Genomic DNA, 16641 nt, shown 5'->3' with positions numbered 1-16641 from the left:
GCTGCGCCGGCAGCGAGGCGAATCGTAGGCTGATCTCCCCTGCCCAGCCCGGAGTGTTTCCCATGCATCCCTATTTCAGCCTCGCCGGCCGCGTCGCCCTGGTCACCGGCGGCAGCCGCGGCATCGGCCAGATGATCGCCCAGGGTCTTCTCGAAGCCGGCGCCCGCGTCTTCATCTGCGCACGTGACGCAGAGGCCTGCGCCGACACCGCCACACACCTCTCGGCCTACGGCGATTGCCAGGCGATCCCTGCCGACCTTTCCAGCGAAGCCGGTGCCCGGCGCCTGGCGCAGGCGCTCGGCGAACTCAGCGCGCGGCTGGATATCCTGGTGAACAACGCCGGCACCAGTTGGGGCGCAGCGCTGGAAAGCTATCCGGTGTCCGGCTGGGAAAAGGTCATGCAGCTCAATGTCACCTCGGTGTTTTCCTGCATCCAGCAACTGCTGCCGCTGCTGCGCCGCTCGGCCAGCGCGGAAAATCCGGCGCGGGTGATCAACATCGGCTCGGTGGCGGGCATCAGCGCCATGGGCGAACAGGCCTATGCCTACGGGCCGAGCAAGGCCGCGCTGCATCAACTGTCGCGGATGCTGGCGAAGGAACTGGTCGGCGAGCACATCAATGTCAACGTGATCGCTCCCGGACGCTTCCCGAGCCGCATGACCCGTCACATTGCCAATGACCCGCAGGCACTGGAAGCGGACAGCGCGTCGATTCCCATGGGCCGCTGGGGTCGCCCGGAGGAGATGGCGGCGCTGGCGATCAGCCTGGCCGGCACCGCCGGCGCCTACATGACCGGCAACGTGATCCCCATCGACGGCGGTTTTCATCTCTGAGCGCCGCCAATCCGGGTAACATGACGCCCCCGACCGCTCGCCTCGTCCCGCCATGACCCACAGCGTTTCTCCCATCGGCTACATCCGCTCCTGCTTCATGGAGAAGTTCGCCATCCCGCGCCAGCCGCTGCTCGCGCCGGCGGCGCGGGGGACCCTGGAACTGCTGCCGCCGTTCGACCAGGCGGAAGCGCTGGAGGGCCTGGAGCAGGTCAGCCATGTCTGGCTGCTGTTCCTCTTCCACCAGACCCTGGAAGACAAGCCGCGGCTGAAGGTGCGCCCGCCGCGCCTGGGCGGCAACCGCTCGCTGGGAGTCTTCGCCACCCGCGCCACCCATCGGCCGAACGGCATCGGCCAGTCGGTGGTGCGCCTGGAGGGCTTCGAAGCGGGGCGCCTGTGGCTGTCCGGGATCGACCTGCTCGACGGCACCCCGGTACTCGATATCAAGCCCTACGTACCCTACGCCGACGCCGTGGCCGACGCCCGCAACGGCATCGCCGACGCGCCGCCGCCGGGCATCGCCGTGGAGTGGAGCGAGCAGGCGCGGCGCCAGGCCCATGAGCACGGCCAGCGGTTGCGGCAGCCGGTGGCCGAGCTGATCGAGCAGTGCCTGGCCCAGGACCCGCGTCCGGCCTACCAGAAGCCGGAGCCCGGGCGCCGCTACGGGGTGCGCCTGTGGGACCTCGACGTGCATTGGCACTACCCGCGCCCGGACCTGATCCGCGTGCTGGACGTCGCCCGCGGCGACTGAACCTTCTCAGCGCAGCGGATTGAGCGCCAGCGCGTCGCTTTCGAAGACTTCCTGTTCGAGGATCAGCGGCTCGACCAACGGCCGGCTGTCGCGGAAATGCGCGGTGCGGGTGTGCGCCTCGTAGGCCGCGTCATCGCGATAGATCTCGTAGAGATAGACCAGGTCAGGGTCCTGTCGGTCGCGGGAAACGTCGAACACCAGGCAGCCGGGCTCGGTGGACACGGAAGCGGCGGCGTTGACCTGGATGGCATCGATGAAAGCCTCGGCGCAGCCGGGCCTGAGGCGGGTCTTGATAAAGATGCAGTACACGGAAACTTCCTTTTGTTTTAGATTTACAAAATTATTGTATACAAAAAAAGGAAGCAAGCCCATGTCCGACCGCCCTGCCCGCCCCTCCCGTCTCAACGGCCTGCGTCACCTCGCCCTGCTGGTGCCCAACCTGGAAGAATGCGAGCGCTTCTATGTCGACGTGCTGGGCATGGAAGTGCTGAACCGCGCCAACGAAGACCTGGTGTATCTCACCTGCGGCAACGACAACCTTTCCCTCGGCCGCGCCCACGCCGCCAGCAACGGCCTGCAGACCATGGATCACTACGGCTTCGTCGTCGACAGCGTGGAGGAACTGGAAGCCTGGTACCGTTACCTGAAGGCGCTGGGCGTGACCCTGCTCGACCAACCCTTCGACCACGGCGACGGCGCGCGCAGCTTCCACCTGCTCGACCCGGCGGGCAACAAGGTGCAGCCGCTGTACCATCCGGCGGTATCCGGGCAGCGCCTGGCCTGAGCCTCGGGCAGCCCTCTCCCCCTCTCCCTGAAGGGAGAGGGGCGACTCGGTACACTCAGTGCCAGCAACCTCGCTGGCTCCTCATCTCCACTTCTTGACTTTCATCAAGCGCGTTCCGCCCCCGCTCCTCCTAGCATCCGGCAACGGAAGCGATTCCACCGCCAGGCGCAGACCCCACCGCAGCGCGGCGTCCCTTTTTTCGCCGGTAGCCAGTAGTAGATGGAACCTATGCGCGCCCTTCGTTTTTCCGCCGGATCGTGGCGGTGTGTCTTCGCCTGGATGCTCCTGCTGGTCGGCCTCGCCGCCCAGGGTGCCGAACTCAGCGAGTTGGAGCGTCTGCGCATCGCCCAGGTATTCCCCGCGGTCGAGCGGATCGGCGACCCCGAAGGCGACTACGGCGTACGCCGCCTGAGCAAGGGCGAGGAAACCCTCGGCTACGCCTTCCAGACCCTCAGCGTCACCGACATCCCGGCCTACTCCGGCAAGCCGATCAACCTGCAGGTGATCCTTGATCCGCAGGCGGTTATCCGCGACGCCTACGTCCTCGAACACCACGAACCGATCCTGCTGATCGGCATCCCGGAAGAGAAGCTGCACGCCTTCAGCGCCAGGTACGACGGCGTGCGCGCCGACCAGCGGGTGGTGGTCGGCCGCTCCAGCGACCCGCAGGCGGTTACCGTCGACGCGGTGAGCGGCGCCACGGTGACGGTGATGGTGGTCAACGAGATCGTCATGCGCGCCGCGCATACGGTGGCGGTTGCCCTCGGCCTGATCGAGGACCGCGGCAATGTGCGGCCCAAGCCGGCGCAGGTGCGCCAGCAGCCGGCAGCGACGGCGAGCTGGAGCGAATTGCTCGGCAACGGCGCGATCCGCCGCCTGCAGTTGAGTCGCGGGCAGATCGACGACGCCTTCAAGGGCAGCGAGGCCGAAGGCATCGGCGAGGCCGACGCGGCGCACCGCGACGAGCCGTTCATCGATCTCTACAGCGCCCTGCTCAACCCTCCCGCGGTGGGCCGCAGCCTGCTCGGCGACAACCAGTACCGCGAACTGATGGCGTCGCTGAAGCCAGGCGAATACGCCTTCGTCGTGCTCGGCGACGGCGAGTATTCCTTCAAGGGTTCCGGCTACGTGCGCGGCGGCATCTTCGATCGGGTCCAACTGCGCCAGTTCGGCGACATCATCAGCTTCCGCGACCTCGACTACCAACGCCTGTCGGACGTCTACGCCGAAGGCATGCCGGAGTTCCGCGAGATGGCGATCTTCGTCGCCCGCGCCAGCCAGCGTTTCGATCCGGGCTCGCCCTGGACCCTGGAGTTACTCGTGCGGCGCCAGACTGGCCCGGTGGCGGGGGTATTCACCAGCTTCGAGCTGGCCTGCCAGACGCCCGAGGAATACCTGGAGCGGCCGCAGCCGACCGCGGAGGAACTGGCCGCCCTGGAAGAGGCTGCCCGGCCGCTGTGGCTGCGGGTCTGGTACCAGAAGAGTTTCCAGATCGGGGTCCTCTGTACCGCCCTCGTCCTGCTCCTGGCGATCCTCTTCCTCCAGGACCGCCTGGTGCGACGGCCGCGCCTGATGCAGCGACTGCGCACCGGCTACCTGGCGTTCACCCTGGTCTACCTGGGCTGGTACAGCCTCGGCCAGCTATCGGTGGTCAACGTGCTGACCTTCGTCCACGCGCTGTTCGAAGGCTTCCGCTGGGAGCTGTTCCTCAGCGACCCGCTGCTGTTCATCCTCTGGACCTTCACCGCAGCCAGCCTGCTGCTCTGGGGCCGCGGCGTGTTCTGCGGCTGGCTGTGCCCGTTCGGTGCGCTACAGGAACTGCTCAACGAACTCGCGCGCAAGCTCCGCGTGCCGCAGTTCCAGGTGCCGTTCGCCGTGCACGAGCGGCTCTGGGCGATCAAGTACATCATCCTGCTGGTGCTCTTCGGTCTCTCCCTGGAATCCCTGGCGCTGGCCGAGCAGGCCGCGGAGGTGGAGCCGTTCAAGACCGCCATCACCCTCGGCTTCGACCGCCAGTGGTGGTTCGTCGCCTACGCCGTCGCGCTGCTGGTGGTCAACCTGTTCACCCGCAAGGTCTATTGCCGCTACCTCTGCCCGCTGGGCGCGGCCCTGGCGATCCCGGCCAAGGCGCGCCTGTTCGACTGGCTCAAGCGCCGCGCGGAATGCGGCAAGCCGTGCCAGCTCTGTGCCCGCGAATGCGAGATCCAGGCGATCCATCCGGACGGCCGCATCGAGGCCAACGAATGCCACTACTGCCTCGACTGCCAGATGACCTACCACGACCAGGACAAGTGCCCGCCGCTGGTGAACAAGCGCAAGAAGCGCGCGAAGAGCGCGCCGGCGGACAACGCGCGAATACCCGCGGAGAACCTCTGACCTGGCTCCCTTTCCCCTGACTGCCCTTGAGGACGACACGAGATGAGCGACGACACGAAAAGCCCCCACGAAGAAACCCACGGCCTGAACCGCCGCGGCTTCCTCGGCGCCTCGGCGCTGACCGGAGCCGCCGCCCTGGTTGGCGCCAGCGCCCTGGGCAGCGCGGTGGTCGGCCGCGAGGCCCGGGCCGCGGGCAAGGGCGAGCGCAGCAAGGCCGAGGTCGCCCCCGGCGAACTGGATGAGTACTACGGGTTCTGGAGCGGCGGACATTCCGGCGAAGTACGCGTGCTCGGCGTGCCGTCGATGCGCGAGCTGATGCGCATACCGGTGTTCAACGTCGACTCGGCCACCGGCTGGGGCCTGACCAACGAGAGCAAGCGGGTCCTCGGCGACGGCGCACGTTTCCTCAACGGCGACTGCCACCATCCGCACATCTCGATGACCGACGGCAAGTACGACGGCAAGTACCTGTTCATCAACGACAAGGCCAACAGCCGGGTCGCGCGCATCCGCCTGGACGTCATGAAGTGCGACCGCATCGTCACCATTCCCAACGTCCAGGCGATCCACGGCCTGCGCCTGCAAAAGGTGCCGCATACCCGCTACGTGTTCTGCAACGCCGAGTTCATCATCCCCCATCCCAACGACGGCTCGACCTTCGACCTGTCCGGCGACAACGCCTTCACCCTGTACAACGCCATCGACGCCGAGACCATGGAAGTGGCCTGGCAGGTGATCGTCGACGGCAACCTCGACAACACCGACATGGACTACAGCGGCAGGTTCGCCGCCTCCACCTGCTACAACTCGGAGAAGGCCGTCGACCTCGGCGGCATGATGCGCAACGAGCGCGACTGGGTGGTGGTGTTCGACATCCCGCGCATCGAGGCCGAGATCAAGGCGAAGCGCTTCGTCACCCTCGGCGACTCGAAGGTGCCGGTGGTCGACGGCCGGCGCAAGGACGGCAAGGACAGCCCGGTGACCCGCTACATCCCGGTACCGAAGAATCCCCACGGGCTGAACACCTCGCCGGACGGCAAGTACTTCATCGCCAACGGCAAGCTCTCGCCGACCTGCACCATGATCGCCATCGAGCGCCTCGGCGACCTGTTCGCCGGCAAGCTGGCCGACCCGCGCGACGTGGTGGTGGGCGAGCCGGAACTGGGCCTCGGCCCGCTGCACACCACCTTCGATGGCCGAGGCAACGCCTACACCACGCTGTTCATCGACAGCCAGTTGGTGAAGTGGAACCTCGCCGACGCGGTGCGCGCCTACAAGGGCGAGAAGGTCGACTACATCCGCCAGAAGCTCGACGTGCAGTACCAGCCGGGGCACAACCACGCCACCCTGTGCGAGACCAGCGAAGCCGACGGCAAGTGGATCGTGGTGCTCAGCAAGTTCTCCAAGGACCGCTTCCTGCCCACCGGTCCGCTGCACCCGGAGAACGACCAGTTGATCGACATTTCCGGCGAGGAAATGAAGCTGGTCCACGACGGTCCGACCTTCGCCGAACCGCACGATTGCATCCTCGCCCGCCGCGACCAGATCAAGACCCGCAAGATCTGGGACCGCAAGGACCCGTTCTTCGCCGAGACGGTCAAGCGCGCGGAAAAGGACGGCATCGACCTGATGAAGGACAACAAGGTCATCCGCGAGGGCAACAAGGTCCGCGTCTACATGGTCTCGATGGCGCCCTCCTTCGGCCTCACCGAGTTCAAGGTGAAGCAGGGCGACGAAGTCACCGTGACCATCACCAACCTCGACGAGATCGAGGACGTGACCCACGGCTTCGTCATGGTCAACCACGGCGTCTGCATGGAGATCAGCCCGCAACAGACCTCGTCGATCACCTTCGTCGCCGATAAGCCCGGGGTGCACTGGTACTACTGCAGCTGGTTCTGCCACGCCCTGCACATGGAAATGTGCGGGCGGATGCTGGTGGAAAAGGCTTGATCCACTCAGCGCGGTCGATGGCCGGGCGCCGGGCGGGGCCGCTCCTCGCCCTGCTCCTGCTCGGCCTCGCCACGGCCCGCGCGGAGCCGGTCGACGGCCTGCCGCTGCGGGCCGACGGCGATGGCCGCTGGAGCCTGGCGGCGGGCCGCTACGCCGGCAACTTCGTCATCGACCGACCGCTGCACCTGCGCTGCGAGGCCGGCGCCGAACTGGACGGCGGCGGCCACGGCAGCCTGCTGACCCTGACCAGCCCCGGGATCACCGTCGAGGGCTGCCGGCTGCGCAACTGGGGGCGCAACCTGACCGAACTCGACGCCGCGATCTTCGTCGGCAAGGCCGCCAGCGGCGCCGTGATCCGCGGCAACGACCTGCGCGGCGCGGGCTTCGGCGTCTGGCTCGACGCCACGGCGGGCGCGCAGGTGCTCGACAACCGCATCGAGGGCGACGAAAGCGTGCGCTCCCAGGATCGCGGCAACGGCATCCACCTCTATGCGGTGAAGGACGCCCTGGTCCGCGGCAACCGGGTCAGCCACACCCGCGACGGGGTCTACATCGACACCTCCAACGACAGCAGCATCGAAGCCAACCGCTTCGAGGACCTGCGCTACGGCGTGCACTACATGTTCACCCACAACAGCCGGGTGACCGACAACCTGACCCGGCGCACCCGCACCGGCTACGCGCTGATGCAGAGCCGCAAGCTGACCGTGACCGGCAACCGCTCCATCGACGACGAGAACTACGGCATCCTGATGAACTACATCACCTACTCGACCCTGGCCGGCAACCGCGTCGAGGGCGTGCGCAGCGGCAGCACCGGTGACGCGATGATCTCCGGCGCCGAGGGCAAGGCGCTGTTCATCTACAACTCGCTGTTCAACCGCATCGAAGGCAACAGCTTCGCCGACAGCGCCCTGGGCATCCACCTCACCGCCGGCTCGGAGGACAATCGCATCGCCGGCAACGCCTTCATAGGCAACCGCCAGCAGGTCAAGTACGTCGCCAGCCGCGAGCAGGAGTGGTCCGCCGACGGCCGCGGCAACTACTGGAGCGACTACCTGGGCTGGGACCGCGACGACGACGGTCTTGGCGACGTCGCCTACGAGCCCAACGACAACGTCGACCGGCTGATCTGGCTGTACCCGCAGGTACGCCTGCTGTTGAACAGCCCGAGCATCGAGTTGTTGCGCTGGGTCCAGCGCGCCTTCCCGGTGGTGCGCTCGCCCGGCGTGCGCGACAGCCATCCGCTGATGCGGATGCCCGCCGCGGAGCCGAGGCCATGAGCCTGGTCGAGATCGACGGCGCGACCCTGCGCTACGGCGCCCTCACCGCCCTGAGCGGGCTCGACCTGCGCCTGGAGCCCGGCGAGGTGCTCGGCCTGCTCGGCCACAACGGCGCCGGCAAGACCACCACCATCAAGCTGGTCCTCGGCCTGTTGGCCCCCAGCGAAGGCCGCGTGCGGGTCCTCGGCCACGATGCAAGAAGCCTGGAGGCGCGCCGCCAGCTCGGCTACCTGCCGGAGAACGTGACCTTCTACCCGCAGCTCAGCGGCGCGGAAACCCTGCGCCACTTCGCCCGCCTCAAGGGCGTGGCGCCGGCCGAAGCCGCGCGCCTGCTGGAACAGGTCGGCCTCGGCCATGCCGCCAGGCGGCGCCTGAAAACCTACTCGAAGGGCATGCGCCAGCGCCTCGGCCTGGCCCAGGCGCTGCTCGGCGAACCGCGCCTGCTGCTGCTCGACGAACCGACGGTGGGCCTCGACCCGCTGGCCACCGTCGAGCTTTACCAATTGCTCGACCGCCTGCGCGGCCAGGGTACCGGGATCGTCCTCTGCTCCCATGTGCTGCCCGGCGTCGAGACGCACATCGACCGCGCCGCGATTCTCGCCGGCGGCCGCCTGCAAGTGGCCGGCAGCCTCGCCGAACTGCGCCGCAAGGCGGCTCTGCCGACCCGCGTGCGCCTGGCCAGCCCACATAACCCGCAGTGGCTCGAACGCTGGCACCGGGCCGGCCTGGCGGCGCGGAGACTGGACGGCCAGCGCATCGAGGTACTGCTGGACGATGCCGAGCGCGACGGCGTACTGGAAGCGCTGCTGGCCGCGCGCGAGTTCGAGCTGGAGATCCTGCCGCCGTCGCTGGAGGACCTCTATCGCCACCACATGTCCCCCGCCCCCGCCGGAGCCACGCCATGCCCGTAGTCTGGACCATCGCCCGCAAGGAACTGGCCGACGGCCTGCGCAATCGCTGGCTGCTGGCGATCAGCCTGCTGTTCGCCCTGCTCTCGGTGGGCATCGCCTGGTTCGGCGCCGCCGCGGCCGGCCAGGTCGGCTTCACCTCGGTGCCGGCGACGGTCGCCAGCCTGACCAGCCTGGCCACCTTCCTGATGCCGCTGATCGCCCTGCTGCTGGCCTACGACGCCATCGTCGGCGAGGAGGAAGGCGGCACCCTGCTGCTGCTCCTGACCTACCCGCTGGGGCGCGGCCAGTTGCTGCTCGGCAAGTTCCTCGGTCACGGCCTGATCCTCGCCCTGGCCACCCTGATCGGCTTCGGCAGCGCGGCGCTGGCGATCCTCGTGCTGGTGCCGGAGGTCGAGGCGGCCATCCTGCTGGGCGCCTTCGGCCGCTTCATGGGTTCCTCGCTGCTGCTCGGCTGCGTGTTCCTCGCCCTGGCCTACGCCCTGAGCAGCCGCGCCAGCGAGAAATCCAGCGCCGCTGGGCAGGCGCTCGGCCTGTGGTTCTTCTTCGTCCTGCTGTTCGACCTGGCCCTGCTGGCGATCCTGGTCCTCAGCCAGGGTCACCTGAGCCCGCGGCTGTTGCCCTGGCTGTTGCTGCTCAACCCGACCGATCTCTACCGGCTGATCAACCTGTCCGGCTTCGACGCAGCCGCCGCCGGCGGGGTGGTTCCCCTGGCCAGCGACCTGCCGGTGTCCGCCAGCGCCCTCTGGCTGGCCCTGGCCCTCTGGGCCTGCGCTGCCCTGGCGCTGGCCCACGGCCTGTTCCGCCGCCGCCCCATCTGACTCACGAGGTTCCGCCATGCAACGTCATACCCTCCCCCTGCGCCCTCTGCTCGGCACGCTCCTGCTCGGCCTGCTGCTGGCCGGCTGCGATGCGTCGCGGGACGACGCCACGGCACTCGGCCCGGTGCCGATCGCCAGCGGCGACGAATGCCACGTCTGCGGCATGCTCATCGAGGAAATGCCCGGTCCCAAAGGCGAGGCGGTGCTTCCCGGCGCGGTGCGCAAGTTCTGCTCCACCGCCGAACTGTTCGGCTGGTGGCTGCAACCGGAAAACCGCCAGGGCCAGGCGCGCCTGTATGTCCACGACATGAGCCAGGCCGACTGGCGGCACCCCGACGACGCCCGCCTGATCGACGCCACCCGCGCCTACTACGTGGTCGGCATCCAGCGGCCGGGCGGCATGGGCGCCACCCTCGCCTCGTTCGCCGACGAAGAGGCCGCGACGCGCCTGGCGGCCGAGGAAGGCGGCCGGGTACTGCGCTTCGACGAGATCGACCAGGCGGTGCTGCAAGGCGTGGGCGGCGACCACCCGCACCGGCACCCGGCGCACTGAGCGGGGGCCGGAAAGCAGAAAGCCCCTGCCGCGGATACGGCAGGGGCTTTCTTCGCCTGGCGCGACGAGGCGCGGCGGAGGCCTACTTCTCGACGAAGGCGCGCTCGATCAGGTAGTCGCCCGGCTCGCCCATGCGCGGCGAGATCTTCAGGCCGAAGCTGTCGAGCACGGCGCTGGTCTCTTCCAGCATGCTCGGGCTGCCGCAGATCATCGCACGGTCGTCCTGCGGATTCATCGGCGGCAGGCCGATGTCCTCGAACAGCTTGCCGCTGCGCATCAGGTCGGTCTGGCGGCCCTGGTTGCGGAACGGCTCGCGGGTCACCAGCGGGTAGTAGATCAGCTTCTCTTTCACCTGGTCGCCGAAGTACTCGTGTTCCGGTAGGACCTTGGTGATGAAGTCGGCGTAGGCCAGTTCGCTGACCCAGCGCACGCCGTGGACCAGGATCACCTTCTCGTAGCGCTCGTAGGTTTCCGGGTCCTGGATCACGCTGAGGAAGGGCGCCATGCCAGTGCCGGTGCTGAGCAGGTAGAGGTGCTTGCCGGGCAGCAGGTCGTCGTGCACCAGGGTGCCGGTCGGCTTGCGGCTGACCATCAGCTCGTCGCCTTCCTTCAGGTGTTGCAAGCGCGAGGTCAGCGGGCCGTCCGGGACCTTGATGCTGAAGAACTCCAGGTGCTCTTCGTAGTTCGGGCTGGCAATGCTGTAGGCGCGCATCAGCGGGCGACCGTCGACTTCCAGGCCGATCATCACGAACTGGCCGGTCTTGAAGCGCAGACCCGGGTTGCGGGTGGTCTTGAAGCTGAACAGGGTGTCGTTCCAGTGGTGCACGCTGAGAACGCGCTCGGTGTACAGATTGCTCATCAAAGACTCCTAGGAAAACGCGGGCGCACACCAACAGCAGCAGACGTGACGCAGTTGCGCGGCATTTTATCGGTTGCCAAAATATCCGCAAAATGAATTGTCTGGATAATGCTTATCCAGAATATGGATATGGGATAACACGATATCGGTCGGCCGCCGGCCGCCGAGGGCTCCCATCGCTCCCGCGGACGGGGCGCAAGGATAACCGAGCCAACCCCGCCGACGGAACGGCAAAATGTCGCGGGGCCTTTCGCTCTAGACGAGGAAGCCTGGATGAAATTCACCCTCCGCCAGCTCGAGGTGTTCGTCGCCGTGGCCCAGCAGGAGAGCGTCTCCCGTGCCGCCGAGGGGCTGTCGCTGTCGCAGTCGGCGACCAGCACCTCGCTCGGCGAGCTGGAGCGGCAGTTCGACTGCAAGCTGTTCGACCGCGCCGGCAAGCGCCTGACCCTCAATGCCCTCGGCCGCCAACTGCTGCCGCAGGCGGTGGCGCTGCTCGACCGCGGCGAGGAAATCGAGAACCTGCTCAACGGCAAGACCGCCTTCGGCTCCCTCGACCTCGGTGCCACCCTGACCATCGGCAACTACCTGGCCACGCTGCTGATCGGCGCTTTCATGCAGCGCCAGCCGGACTGCCGGGTGCGCCTGCACGTGCACAACACCGCCCAGGTGGTGCAGCAGGTCGCCCACTACGAGCTGGACCTGGGCCTGATCGAGGGCGACTGCCGGCATCCGGACATCGAGGTGCAACCCTGGATGGAGGACGAACTGGTGGTGTTCTGCGCCCCCCAGCATCCGCTGGCGCGGCGGGGCGGCGCCGATCTGGAACGGCTGACGCGGGAGGCCTGGATCCTCCGCGAGCAGGGCTCCGGCACCCGCCTGACCTTCGACCAGGCCATGCGTCATCACCCGCGGCCGCTGAACATCCGCCTGGAGCTGGAGCACACCGAGGCGATCAAGCGTGCCGTGGAGTCCGGCCTGGGCATCGGCTGCATTTCCCGCCTGGCCCTGCGCGACGCTTTCCGCCGCGGCAGCCTGGTGCCGGTGGAAACGCCCGGCCTGGACCTGCGCCGGCAGTTCTACTTCATCTGGCACAAGCAGAAGTACCAGACTGCGACCATGCGCGAGTTCCTCGACCTGTGCCGCAGCGAGACCGCCGGGATCAGCCGCAGCGACGAGATCGTGCTGCCGCTGATTCCCTGACTCAGTTGGCCAGGTACAGGTTGCCGTCGCGGTACTGGCGGTACGAGGTATAGGGCAGCGCGAGGGTGTCGATCACCCCGGACAGCGCGAAGTCGAGGGCCAGCACCTCGAGGATGCCGTCGGCTTGCGCCGGCGCCACCGGCGATCCGGTCTTCACGTTGAGCCGGCAGAAGGTGTAGCTGACCCCGCTGTACACCCGCGGCAGGCTGGTGCAGGCGGTCGCCTTCAGGCGCAGGTCGTGGGCGGCGCTGGCGTCATCGCGTACCAGCGTGTTGACGGAACCGCACCCGCCGAGCGTGGCGAGCCCCAGAAGCACCAGCAAAGAAAGCCCCGAACGAAACATTCCTTCATCTCCCTGTGCGAACGCCAGCCGAGTATGGCCGGCCTTGCGCCGCTTCACCAACCCTTGACGTTGTCCCAGCGCCAGTTGCGGTACTGGTACAGCAGCGTACCCAGCAACGCATAGGTGGCGGCCATGCCCAGCAGCACCAGGGCATGGTCGCTGACTTCGCGCAGCGGCAGGTCCATCTGGTTCATCTCGGCGATGGCGCGGATCGCCCAGGTCGAGGGGATCGCGTCGGCCAGCCAGCGTACCCAGTCCGGCATGGCCTGTTCCGGCCAGCTGTAGCCGGCCATGTAGAACAGCGGCAGGGTGATGAAGGTCATGGTCAGGTACACCGATTCCTCGGTGGGCAGCAGCTCGGCGATGAACTCGCTGAGGGCGATCACCGCGATCAGGAACGGCAGGACGATCCCCAGCAGCATGAAGAACGAGGCCGACTGGCGATAGCCCAGCAGGTGCGGCCAGATCACGTAGAAGAGCATCGCCAGCACGGTCCAGATCAGCAGTTGCGCGCTGTAGCGGCCGAAGCGGGTCGACAGCGGCTGGCGCATGTAGCGCGGGGTGCCGCCGCGCAGCATGATGTTGCCGCGGGTGCAGCCGAGCAGCAGGCTGTGTTGCAGGATCAGCGACAGCAGCCCCGGAAGAACGATCGCGGCGAAGCTGATGCCGGGGTTGAACAGGTCGGTCAATTGCCCTACCAGCGGGCTCAGCACCACCTGCGCCTGGGTCGCGGTGAAGCCTTCGCGTTCCAGCAGGGCAGCGTTGTAGCGGTTGGTCAGCGCGCTGTAGACCGCCGAGATGTCCTGCTGGATCTGGCCGTTGGCCATGCGGTTGGTGGCATCGCCGAAGTACGGGATCACCAGCGCCTCGCCGCGCAGCAGGCGCTTCTCGAAGTTCAGCGGGATCACGATGATCGCGTACAGCTCGCGCCAGGCCAGGTCGCGCTTGGCCTGCGGCAGGCTGTCGTAGCCGACCACGGCGACCTTCGGCGCCGAATCGAGCAGCCGGACCAGCTCGCGCGACACGTCGCTGTGGTCCTCGTCGACCACCGCCACCGGCAGGTCGAGGGCGGTGTGGTTCATGTACGGCAGCGAGGTGATGCACACCGAGGCCACGACCATCAGCCACATCGGCTTGGACAGCATGGCCTTCAGGGTTTCCCGGAGGATCTGCAGGTAGTTCTTCATATCGGGCTCAGGTCCAGGCGACTGCGCAGGCGCATCTTGGCGATCATGTAGGCGATCAGCGGGTACAGCGCCAGCTTGGCGCAGGTGTAGAGCGCCGAACTGGGCGGCGCCTGGCGCAGGAACTGGTCGAACAGGCCGTGCAGGGTGTGGGTCAGCGGCTCGGCCTCGGCGATCACCCGCGCCAGGGTCGGCATCGCCAATTCCGGGATCAGCACTCCCGAGTAGGTCTGGGCGACGCCGATCAGCATGCCCACCAGCGAATAGGCAGTGAAGCGGTTGGCGGTGAAGACGAACAGCACCAACCCGACGCTCTGCGCGGCAATCACGTAGAACAGCGTGATCATCAGCATCGCCAGCGGGCTGCCGTTGATGCGCGCGCCGGAGAACGCCACCAGCAGGAAGATTTCCAGCATCAGCAGCGCGGTGAACAGCAGCGTGTAGGGCGCCAGTTTGCCCACCAGGCGTACGCCGAGGGCCTTGGCCCGCAGGATGTGCGGCGAGGAGGCGCGCAGTTCCGGCGCCTCGCGGGCCAGCACATGGACCATGGTGACGATCACGAACAGCTGTAGCAGGTGCACGATGGCGGCGAACTGCTGGTAATAGATGTAGTTGCCGCTGGCATTGAACAGGCTGTCGTAGGACACGCTGATGCTCGCCAGGTGCGGCAGCGCCGCCGGCATCCCGGCGGCCAGGCGCGGACGCAATTCGCCGTTGAGGCTGGCGACCAGCGCCGAGAAGTCCTGGGTGGCGGCGTAGCCGGCCGAATACAGCAGCGCGTTGTAGTACAGCTCGGCCTTCGGCGCGCGCCCGCCGAGCACGTCGGCCTCGAAGTCCGGCGGGATGTAGAGCAAGGCGTAGGCATCGGCCCGACGGATCGCGTCGAGCCCCTCCTGGACGCCGGCGGGAACGGTGATCACCTGGGCGTGGGAGGTCGCGTCGAGTTCGCGGATCAACTTGCGCGACAGTTGGCTATGGTCCTTGTCGATCACCGCCAGCGGCATGTCCAGCAGGGTACCGGCCTGGTAGACGCCGCTGATCACGCCGAACAGCAGCAGCGGCCAGCACCAGCCGAGCCAGTGGATGGTCCAGCTGCGGCAGGCGATCCGCGTCTCGGTGTTGAACGCCTGGACGAAACGGCTGGCGTTGCGCTTCAGCGCGGCCCACGCCATCGCTCAGTTCGTCCAGCGCCACAGCGCGCTCATGCCCGGGCGCAGGCCGGGTGTCGGCTGCAACGGGTAGAAGCGGGTCTCGAAGGTCTTCAGGTCGAAATCGCCGGTGGCGCGGGTCGCGCGCCTGGTCGAGAAATCGCCCAGCGGGGCGATGTAGCGCAGCTCGGTCTCGACCTCGGCGCCGCCCAGGCCGGGCACCTGCATGACGATGCGGTCGCCCTTGCGCACCTTGGCCAGGATGTCCTCGCGCAGGTTGAAGACGAAGTAGCTGTCGTCCAGCCGCACCAGCGTCAGCAGCGGACTGTAGGCGTTGATCAGTTCGCCCTGTTCGGCGGGGATCGGCCCGACCTCGCCGTTGACCGGCGCGCGCACCTGCAGGTCGTCGATCTGCGCCTGTAGCTCGGCGATCTGCGCGTCGGCCCGGCGCACCGCGGCCTGCAACGCCTGGCGGCGCTCCTCGCGGTCGCCCTTGAGGCCTTCGTCGAGATTGGCCCGCGCCTCGGCGACGCGGTCGCGGGCGACATCGCGCTCACGCCGCGAGAGGTCGAACTGGGTCCGCGAGAGGAAGCCGCGCTCGACCATCTGCTGGTTGCGCTGGAAATCCGACTCGGCGTTGCGCAACTCGGCCTCGGCCTGTGCCAGGCTGGCCTTGAGCGCGCGGATGCTCTCCTCGCGGGTACCGTGGAGCGACTCATCGAGCTGCGCCTGGGCCTGGTTGCGCGCCGCGTGCAGGGCATCGAGCTGGGCTTCCAGCTCGGGGCTGTCGAGGCTGATCAGCAGGTCGCCCTGCTTCACCTCGTCGCCGCGCCGCACGTGCAGCACCTGGACCCGGCCCTTGGCCTTGGAGGAAACGATGACGTTGGTGGCGTCCGCCTCGCCCTGCAACAGCAGGGGCGGATTGTGCAGGCGCAGGTAGAGGGTGATGGCGACGATCGCGAGGATCAGCAACGGGGTAAAGAGTTTCCATCCCTTCATGGGGCAGGCTTCCTGAACACGACCGGGCGATGGTAGTACATTGCCAGGCCGTTGCGCTGGCCGGCGCGCCGGGCGGAAGCGCGCCGGAGACTGGCTCCGGCGCGGCGACGAATCAGGCTTCCCCTTCGGCGTCCTCGCTCGCCACCCGCCGCGCGGCGGCGCCGTCGGACTTCGCCGAAGGGAAGCGCGCCGAGGCGAAGCGCACCACCAGGATCGCCAGCGCCAGCAGGAGCAACGCCACCGAGACCAGGATGATGCCATCGTCCGGCGTATGGTTGTGCTGGATGTCGGCGATCATCAGGCGGGTCAGCGCGGTCATCGCCACATAGATCAGGAAGCGTACCGGCATGTGGTTGGTCTTAAAGTAGATACCGACCATCGCGCCCAGCTCGAGGTAGATGAACAGCAGGAGGATGTCATCGATCGACGCATGCCCCTTGTTCACCATCCCCAGGAAGGCCGCGCCCGCCGCCCAGAACACCGTGGCGCCGATGGCGAACAGGGCCAGGTAGTGGAACGCCTCCACCAGCAGGTTGCCGAGGCTCTCCGCCTGGTGGTGCATGCTTGCGCGCAGGCGCTCGGCCCAATTCTGTTTCATAGCTTCTCCCGACAAAGACGGCGGCCACCTGGCCCGAAGCGTGCAAGGCCC

At 67.6% G+C, this 16641-nt stretch carries 17 protein-coding genes; 10 read left to right on the top strand and 7 right to left on the bottom strand.

The window, feature by feature from the left end; all coding sequences use genetic code 11:
• Positions 1–62: 62 nt before the first annotated feature.
• On the top strand, positions 63–833 hold the full coding sequence (gene rhlG / locus HMPREF2914_RS16670; protein WP_003138231.1) for a 3-oxoacyl-ACP reductase RhlG: 771 nt from the start codon (positions 63–65) through the stop codon (positions 831–833).
• A 52-nt stretch (positions 834–885) separates the two neighbouring features.
• Positions 886–1581 carry a tRNA (N6-threonylcarbamoyladenosine(37)-N6)-methyltransferase TrmO gene (gene tsaA / locus HMPREF2914_RS16665; RefSeq protein WP_023092624.1) on the top strand — a complete coding sequence of 232 codons (696 nt, stop codon included), beginning with the start codon at positions 886–888 and terminating at the stop codon, positions 1579–1581.
• A 6-nt stretch (positions 1582–1587) separates the two neighbouring features.
• Here tsaA and HMPREF2914_RS16660 read toward each other — a convergent pair whose 3' ends face one another.
• Positions 1588–1890: a heme-binding protein gene (locus tag HMPREF2914_RS16660; protein WP_003091811.1), complete on the bottom strand. Its 303-nt coding sequence runs from the start codon at positions 1888–1890 to the stop codon at positions 1588–1590.
• Positions 1891–1951: 61 nt separating this feature from the next.
• Here HMPREF2914_RS16660 and HMPREF2914_RS16655 point away from each other — a divergent pair, with 61 nt between their 5' ends.
• The 7 genes from HMPREF2914_RS16655 (at position 1952) to HMPREF2914_RS16625 (ending at position 10259) form a co-directional block, all read left to right on the top strand.
• Entirely contained in the window at positions 1952–2365 is a 414-nt protein-coding gene (locus HMPREF2914_RS16655; protein ID WP_003098688.1) for a VOC family protein, read from the top strand.
• 228 nt (positions 2366–2593) lie between these two features.
• Complete coding sequence (nosR, locus tag HMPREF2914_RS16650) at positions 2594–4741, top strand: transcriptional regulator NosR (RefSeq protein WP_023092623.1); 2148 nt, start codon at positions 2594–2596, stop codon at positions 4739–4741.
• A 42-nt stretch (positions 4742–4783) separates the two neighbouring features.
• Positions 4784–6694: a TAT-dependent nitrous-oxide reductase gene (gene nosZ / locus HMPREF2914_RS16645; protein WP_003138228.1), complete on the top strand. Its 1911-nt coding sequence runs from the start codon at positions 4784–4786 to the stop codon at positions 6692–6694.
• Entirely contained in the window at positions 6691–7977 is a 1287-nt protein-coding gene (locus HMPREF2914_RS16640) for a nitrous oxide reductase family maturation protein NosD (RefSeq protein ID WP_023443487.1), read from the top strand. Before nosZ ends, HMPREF2914_RS16640 begins: the two co-directional genes overlap by 4 nt.
• Positions 7974–8888 carry an ABC transporter ATP-binding protein gene (locus tag HMPREF2914_RS16635; RefSeq protein WP_015502557.1) on the top strand — a complete coding sequence of 305 codons (915 nt, stop codon included), beginning with the start codon at positions 7974–7976 and terminating at the stop codon, positions 8886–8888. Before HMPREF2914_RS16640 ends, HMPREF2914_RS16635 begins: the two co-directional genes overlap by 4 nt.
• Entirely contained in the window at positions 8879–9706 is an 828-nt protein-coding gene (locus HMPREF2914_RS16630) for an ABC transporter permease (RefSeq protein ID WP_003122216.1), read from the top strand. The genes HMPREF2914_RS16635 and HMPREF2914_RS16630 overlap by 10 nt, the downstream gene beginning before the upstream one ends.
• Before the next feature lie 16 nt (positions 9707–9722).
• Positions 9723–10259, top strand: coding sequence for a nitrous oxide reductase accessory protein NosL (locus tag HMPREF2914_RS16625; protein ID WP_003091829.1), 537 nt, complete (start codon positions 9723–9725; stop codon positions 10257–10259).
• A gap of 82 nt (positions 10260–10341) precedes the next feature.
• Here the strand turns inward: HMPREF2914_RS16625 and fpr are convergent, their stop codons facing one another.
• A complete protein-coding gene (fpr, locus tag HMPREF2914_RS16620; protein ID WP_003091832.1) occupies positions 10342–11118 on the bottom strand; it encodes a ferredoxin-NADP reductase in 777 nt (258 codons plus the stop codon).
• Between the two features lie 273 nt (positions 11119–11391).
• On the opposite strand from fpr, the gene HMPREF2914_RS16615 reads away from it, so the two are divergent.
• The gene (locus HMPREF2914_RS16615; protein ID WP_003091833.1) at positions 11392–12318 is read left to right on the top strand and encodes a LysR family transcriptional regulator; all 927 of its coding nucleotides are present in this window, start codon (positions 11392–11394) and stop codon (positions 12316–12318) included.
• A 1-nt stretch (position 12319) separates the two neighbouring features.
• Here the strand turns inward: HMPREF2914_RS16615 and HMPREF2914_RS16610 are convergent, their stop codons facing one another.
• The 5 genes from HMPREF2914_RS16610 to HMPREF2914_RS16590 form a co-directional block, all read right to left on the bottom strand.
• Positions 12320–12661: a YceK/YidQ family lipoprotein gene (locus HMPREF2914_RS16610; RefSeq protein WP_022579686.1), complete on the bottom strand. Its 342-nt coding sequence runs from the start codon at positions 12659–12661 to the stop codon at positions 12320–12322.
• Positions 12662–12714: 53 nt separating this feature from the next.
• Positions 12715–13848, bottom strand: coding sequence for an ABC transporter permease (locus HMPREF2914_RS16605; RefSeq protein WP_003098675.1), 1134 nt, complete (start codon positions 13846–13848; stop codon positions 12715–12717).
• Positions 13845–15017, bottom strand: a complete 1173-nt coding sequence (locus HMPREF2914_RS16600) for an ABC transporter permease (protein WP_003098671.1) — start codon at positions 15015–15017, stop codon at positions 13845–13847. Before HMPREF2914_RS16600 ends, HMPREF2914_RS16605 begins: the two co-directional genes overlap by 4 nt.
• Positions 15018–15020: 3 nt before the next feature.
• Entirely contained in the window at positions 15021–15992 is a 972-nt protein-coding gene (locus tag HMPREF2914_RS16595; RefSeq protein WP_003091837.1) for an HlyD family secretion protein, read from the bottom strand.
• 112 nt (positions 15993–16104) lie between these two features.
• The gene (locus HMPREF2914_RS16590) at positions 16105–16590 is read right to left on the bottom strand and encodes a phosphate-starvation-inducible protein PsiE (RefSeq protein ID WP_003091838.1); all 486 of its coding nucleotides are present in this window, start codon (positions 16588–16590) and stop codon (positions 16105–16107) included.
• Between the last annotated feature and the right edge of the window lie 51 nt (positions 16591–16641).

Origin of the sequence: Pseudomonas sp. HMSC067G02 (assembly GCF_001813485.1) — a bacterium.
Lineage (GTDB): Bacteria > Pseudomonadota > Gammaproteobacteria > Pseudomonadales > Pseudomonadaceae > Pseudomonas > Pseudomonas aeruginosa.
Note: the sequence above shows the minus strand (reverse complement) of the source record. Positions and strands in the feature narration are given on the sequence as shown.

Excerpts from the sequence above, each read along its gene's own strand:
- rhlG (WP_003138231.1), top strand. The coding sequence starts at position 63 with ATGCATCCCTATTTCAGCCTCGCCGGCCGCGTCGCCCTGGTCACCGGC.
- tsaA (WP_023092624.1), top strand. The coding sequence starts at position 886 with ATGACCCACAGCGTTTCTCCCATCGGCTACATCCGCTCCTGCTTCATG.
- HMPREF2914_RS16655 (WP_003098688.1), top strand. The coding sequence starts at position 1,952 with ATGTCCGACCGCCCTGCCCGCCCCTCCCGTCTCAACGGCCTGCGTCAC.
- nosR (WP_023092623.1), top strand. The coding sequence starts at position 2,594 with ATGCGCGCCCTTCGTTTTTCCGCCGGATCGTGGCGGTGTGTCTTCGCC.
- nosZ (WP_003138228.1), top strand. The coding sequence starts at position 4,784 with ATGAGCGACGACACGAAAAGCCCCCACGAAGAAACCCACGGCCTGAAC.
- HMPREF2914_RS16635 (WP_015502557.1), top strand. The coding sequence starts at position 7,974 with ATGAGCCTGGTCGAGATCGACGGCGCGACCCTGCGCTACGGCGCCCTC.
- HMPREF2914_RS16630 (WP_003122216.1), top strand. The coding sequence starts at position 8,879 with ATGCCCGTAGTCTGGACCATCGCCCGCAAGGAACTGGCCGACGGCCTG.
- HMPREF2914_RS16625 (WP_003091829.1), top strand. The coding sequence starts at position 9,723 with ATGCAACGTCATACCCTCCCCCTGCGCCCTCTGCTCGGCACGCTCCTG.
- fpr (WP_003091832.1), bottom strand. The coding sequence starts at position 11,118 with ATGAGCAATCTGTACACCGAGCGCGTTCTCAGCGTGCACCACTGGAAC.
- HMPREF2914_RS16615 (WP_003091833.1), top strand. The coding sequence starts at position 11,392 with ATGAAATTCACCCTCCGCCAGCTCGAGGTGTTCGTCGCCGTGGCCCAG.
- HMPREF2914_RS16610 (WP_022579686.1), bottom strand. The coding sequence starts at position 12,661 with ATGTTTCGTTCGGGGCTTTCTTTGCTGGTGCTTCTGGGGCTCGCCACG.
- HMPREF2914_RS16605 (WP_003098675.1), bottom strand. The coding sequence starts at position 13,848 with ATGAAGAACTACCTGCAGATCCTCCGGGAAACCCTGAAGGCCATGCTG.
- HMPREF2914_RS16600 (WP_003098671.1), bottom strand. The coding sequence starts at position 15,017 with ATGGCGTGGGCCGCGCTGAAGCGCAACGCCAGCCGTTTCGTCCAGGCG.
- HMPREF2914_RS16595 (WP_003091837.1), bottom strand. The coding sequence starts at position 15,992 with ATGAAGGGATGGAAACTCTTTACCCCGTTGCTGATCCTCGCGATCGTC.
- HMPREF2914_RS16590 (WP_003091838.1), bottom strand. The coding sequence starts at position 16,590 with ATGAAACAGAATTGGGCCGAGCGCCTGCGCGCAAGCATGCACCACCAG.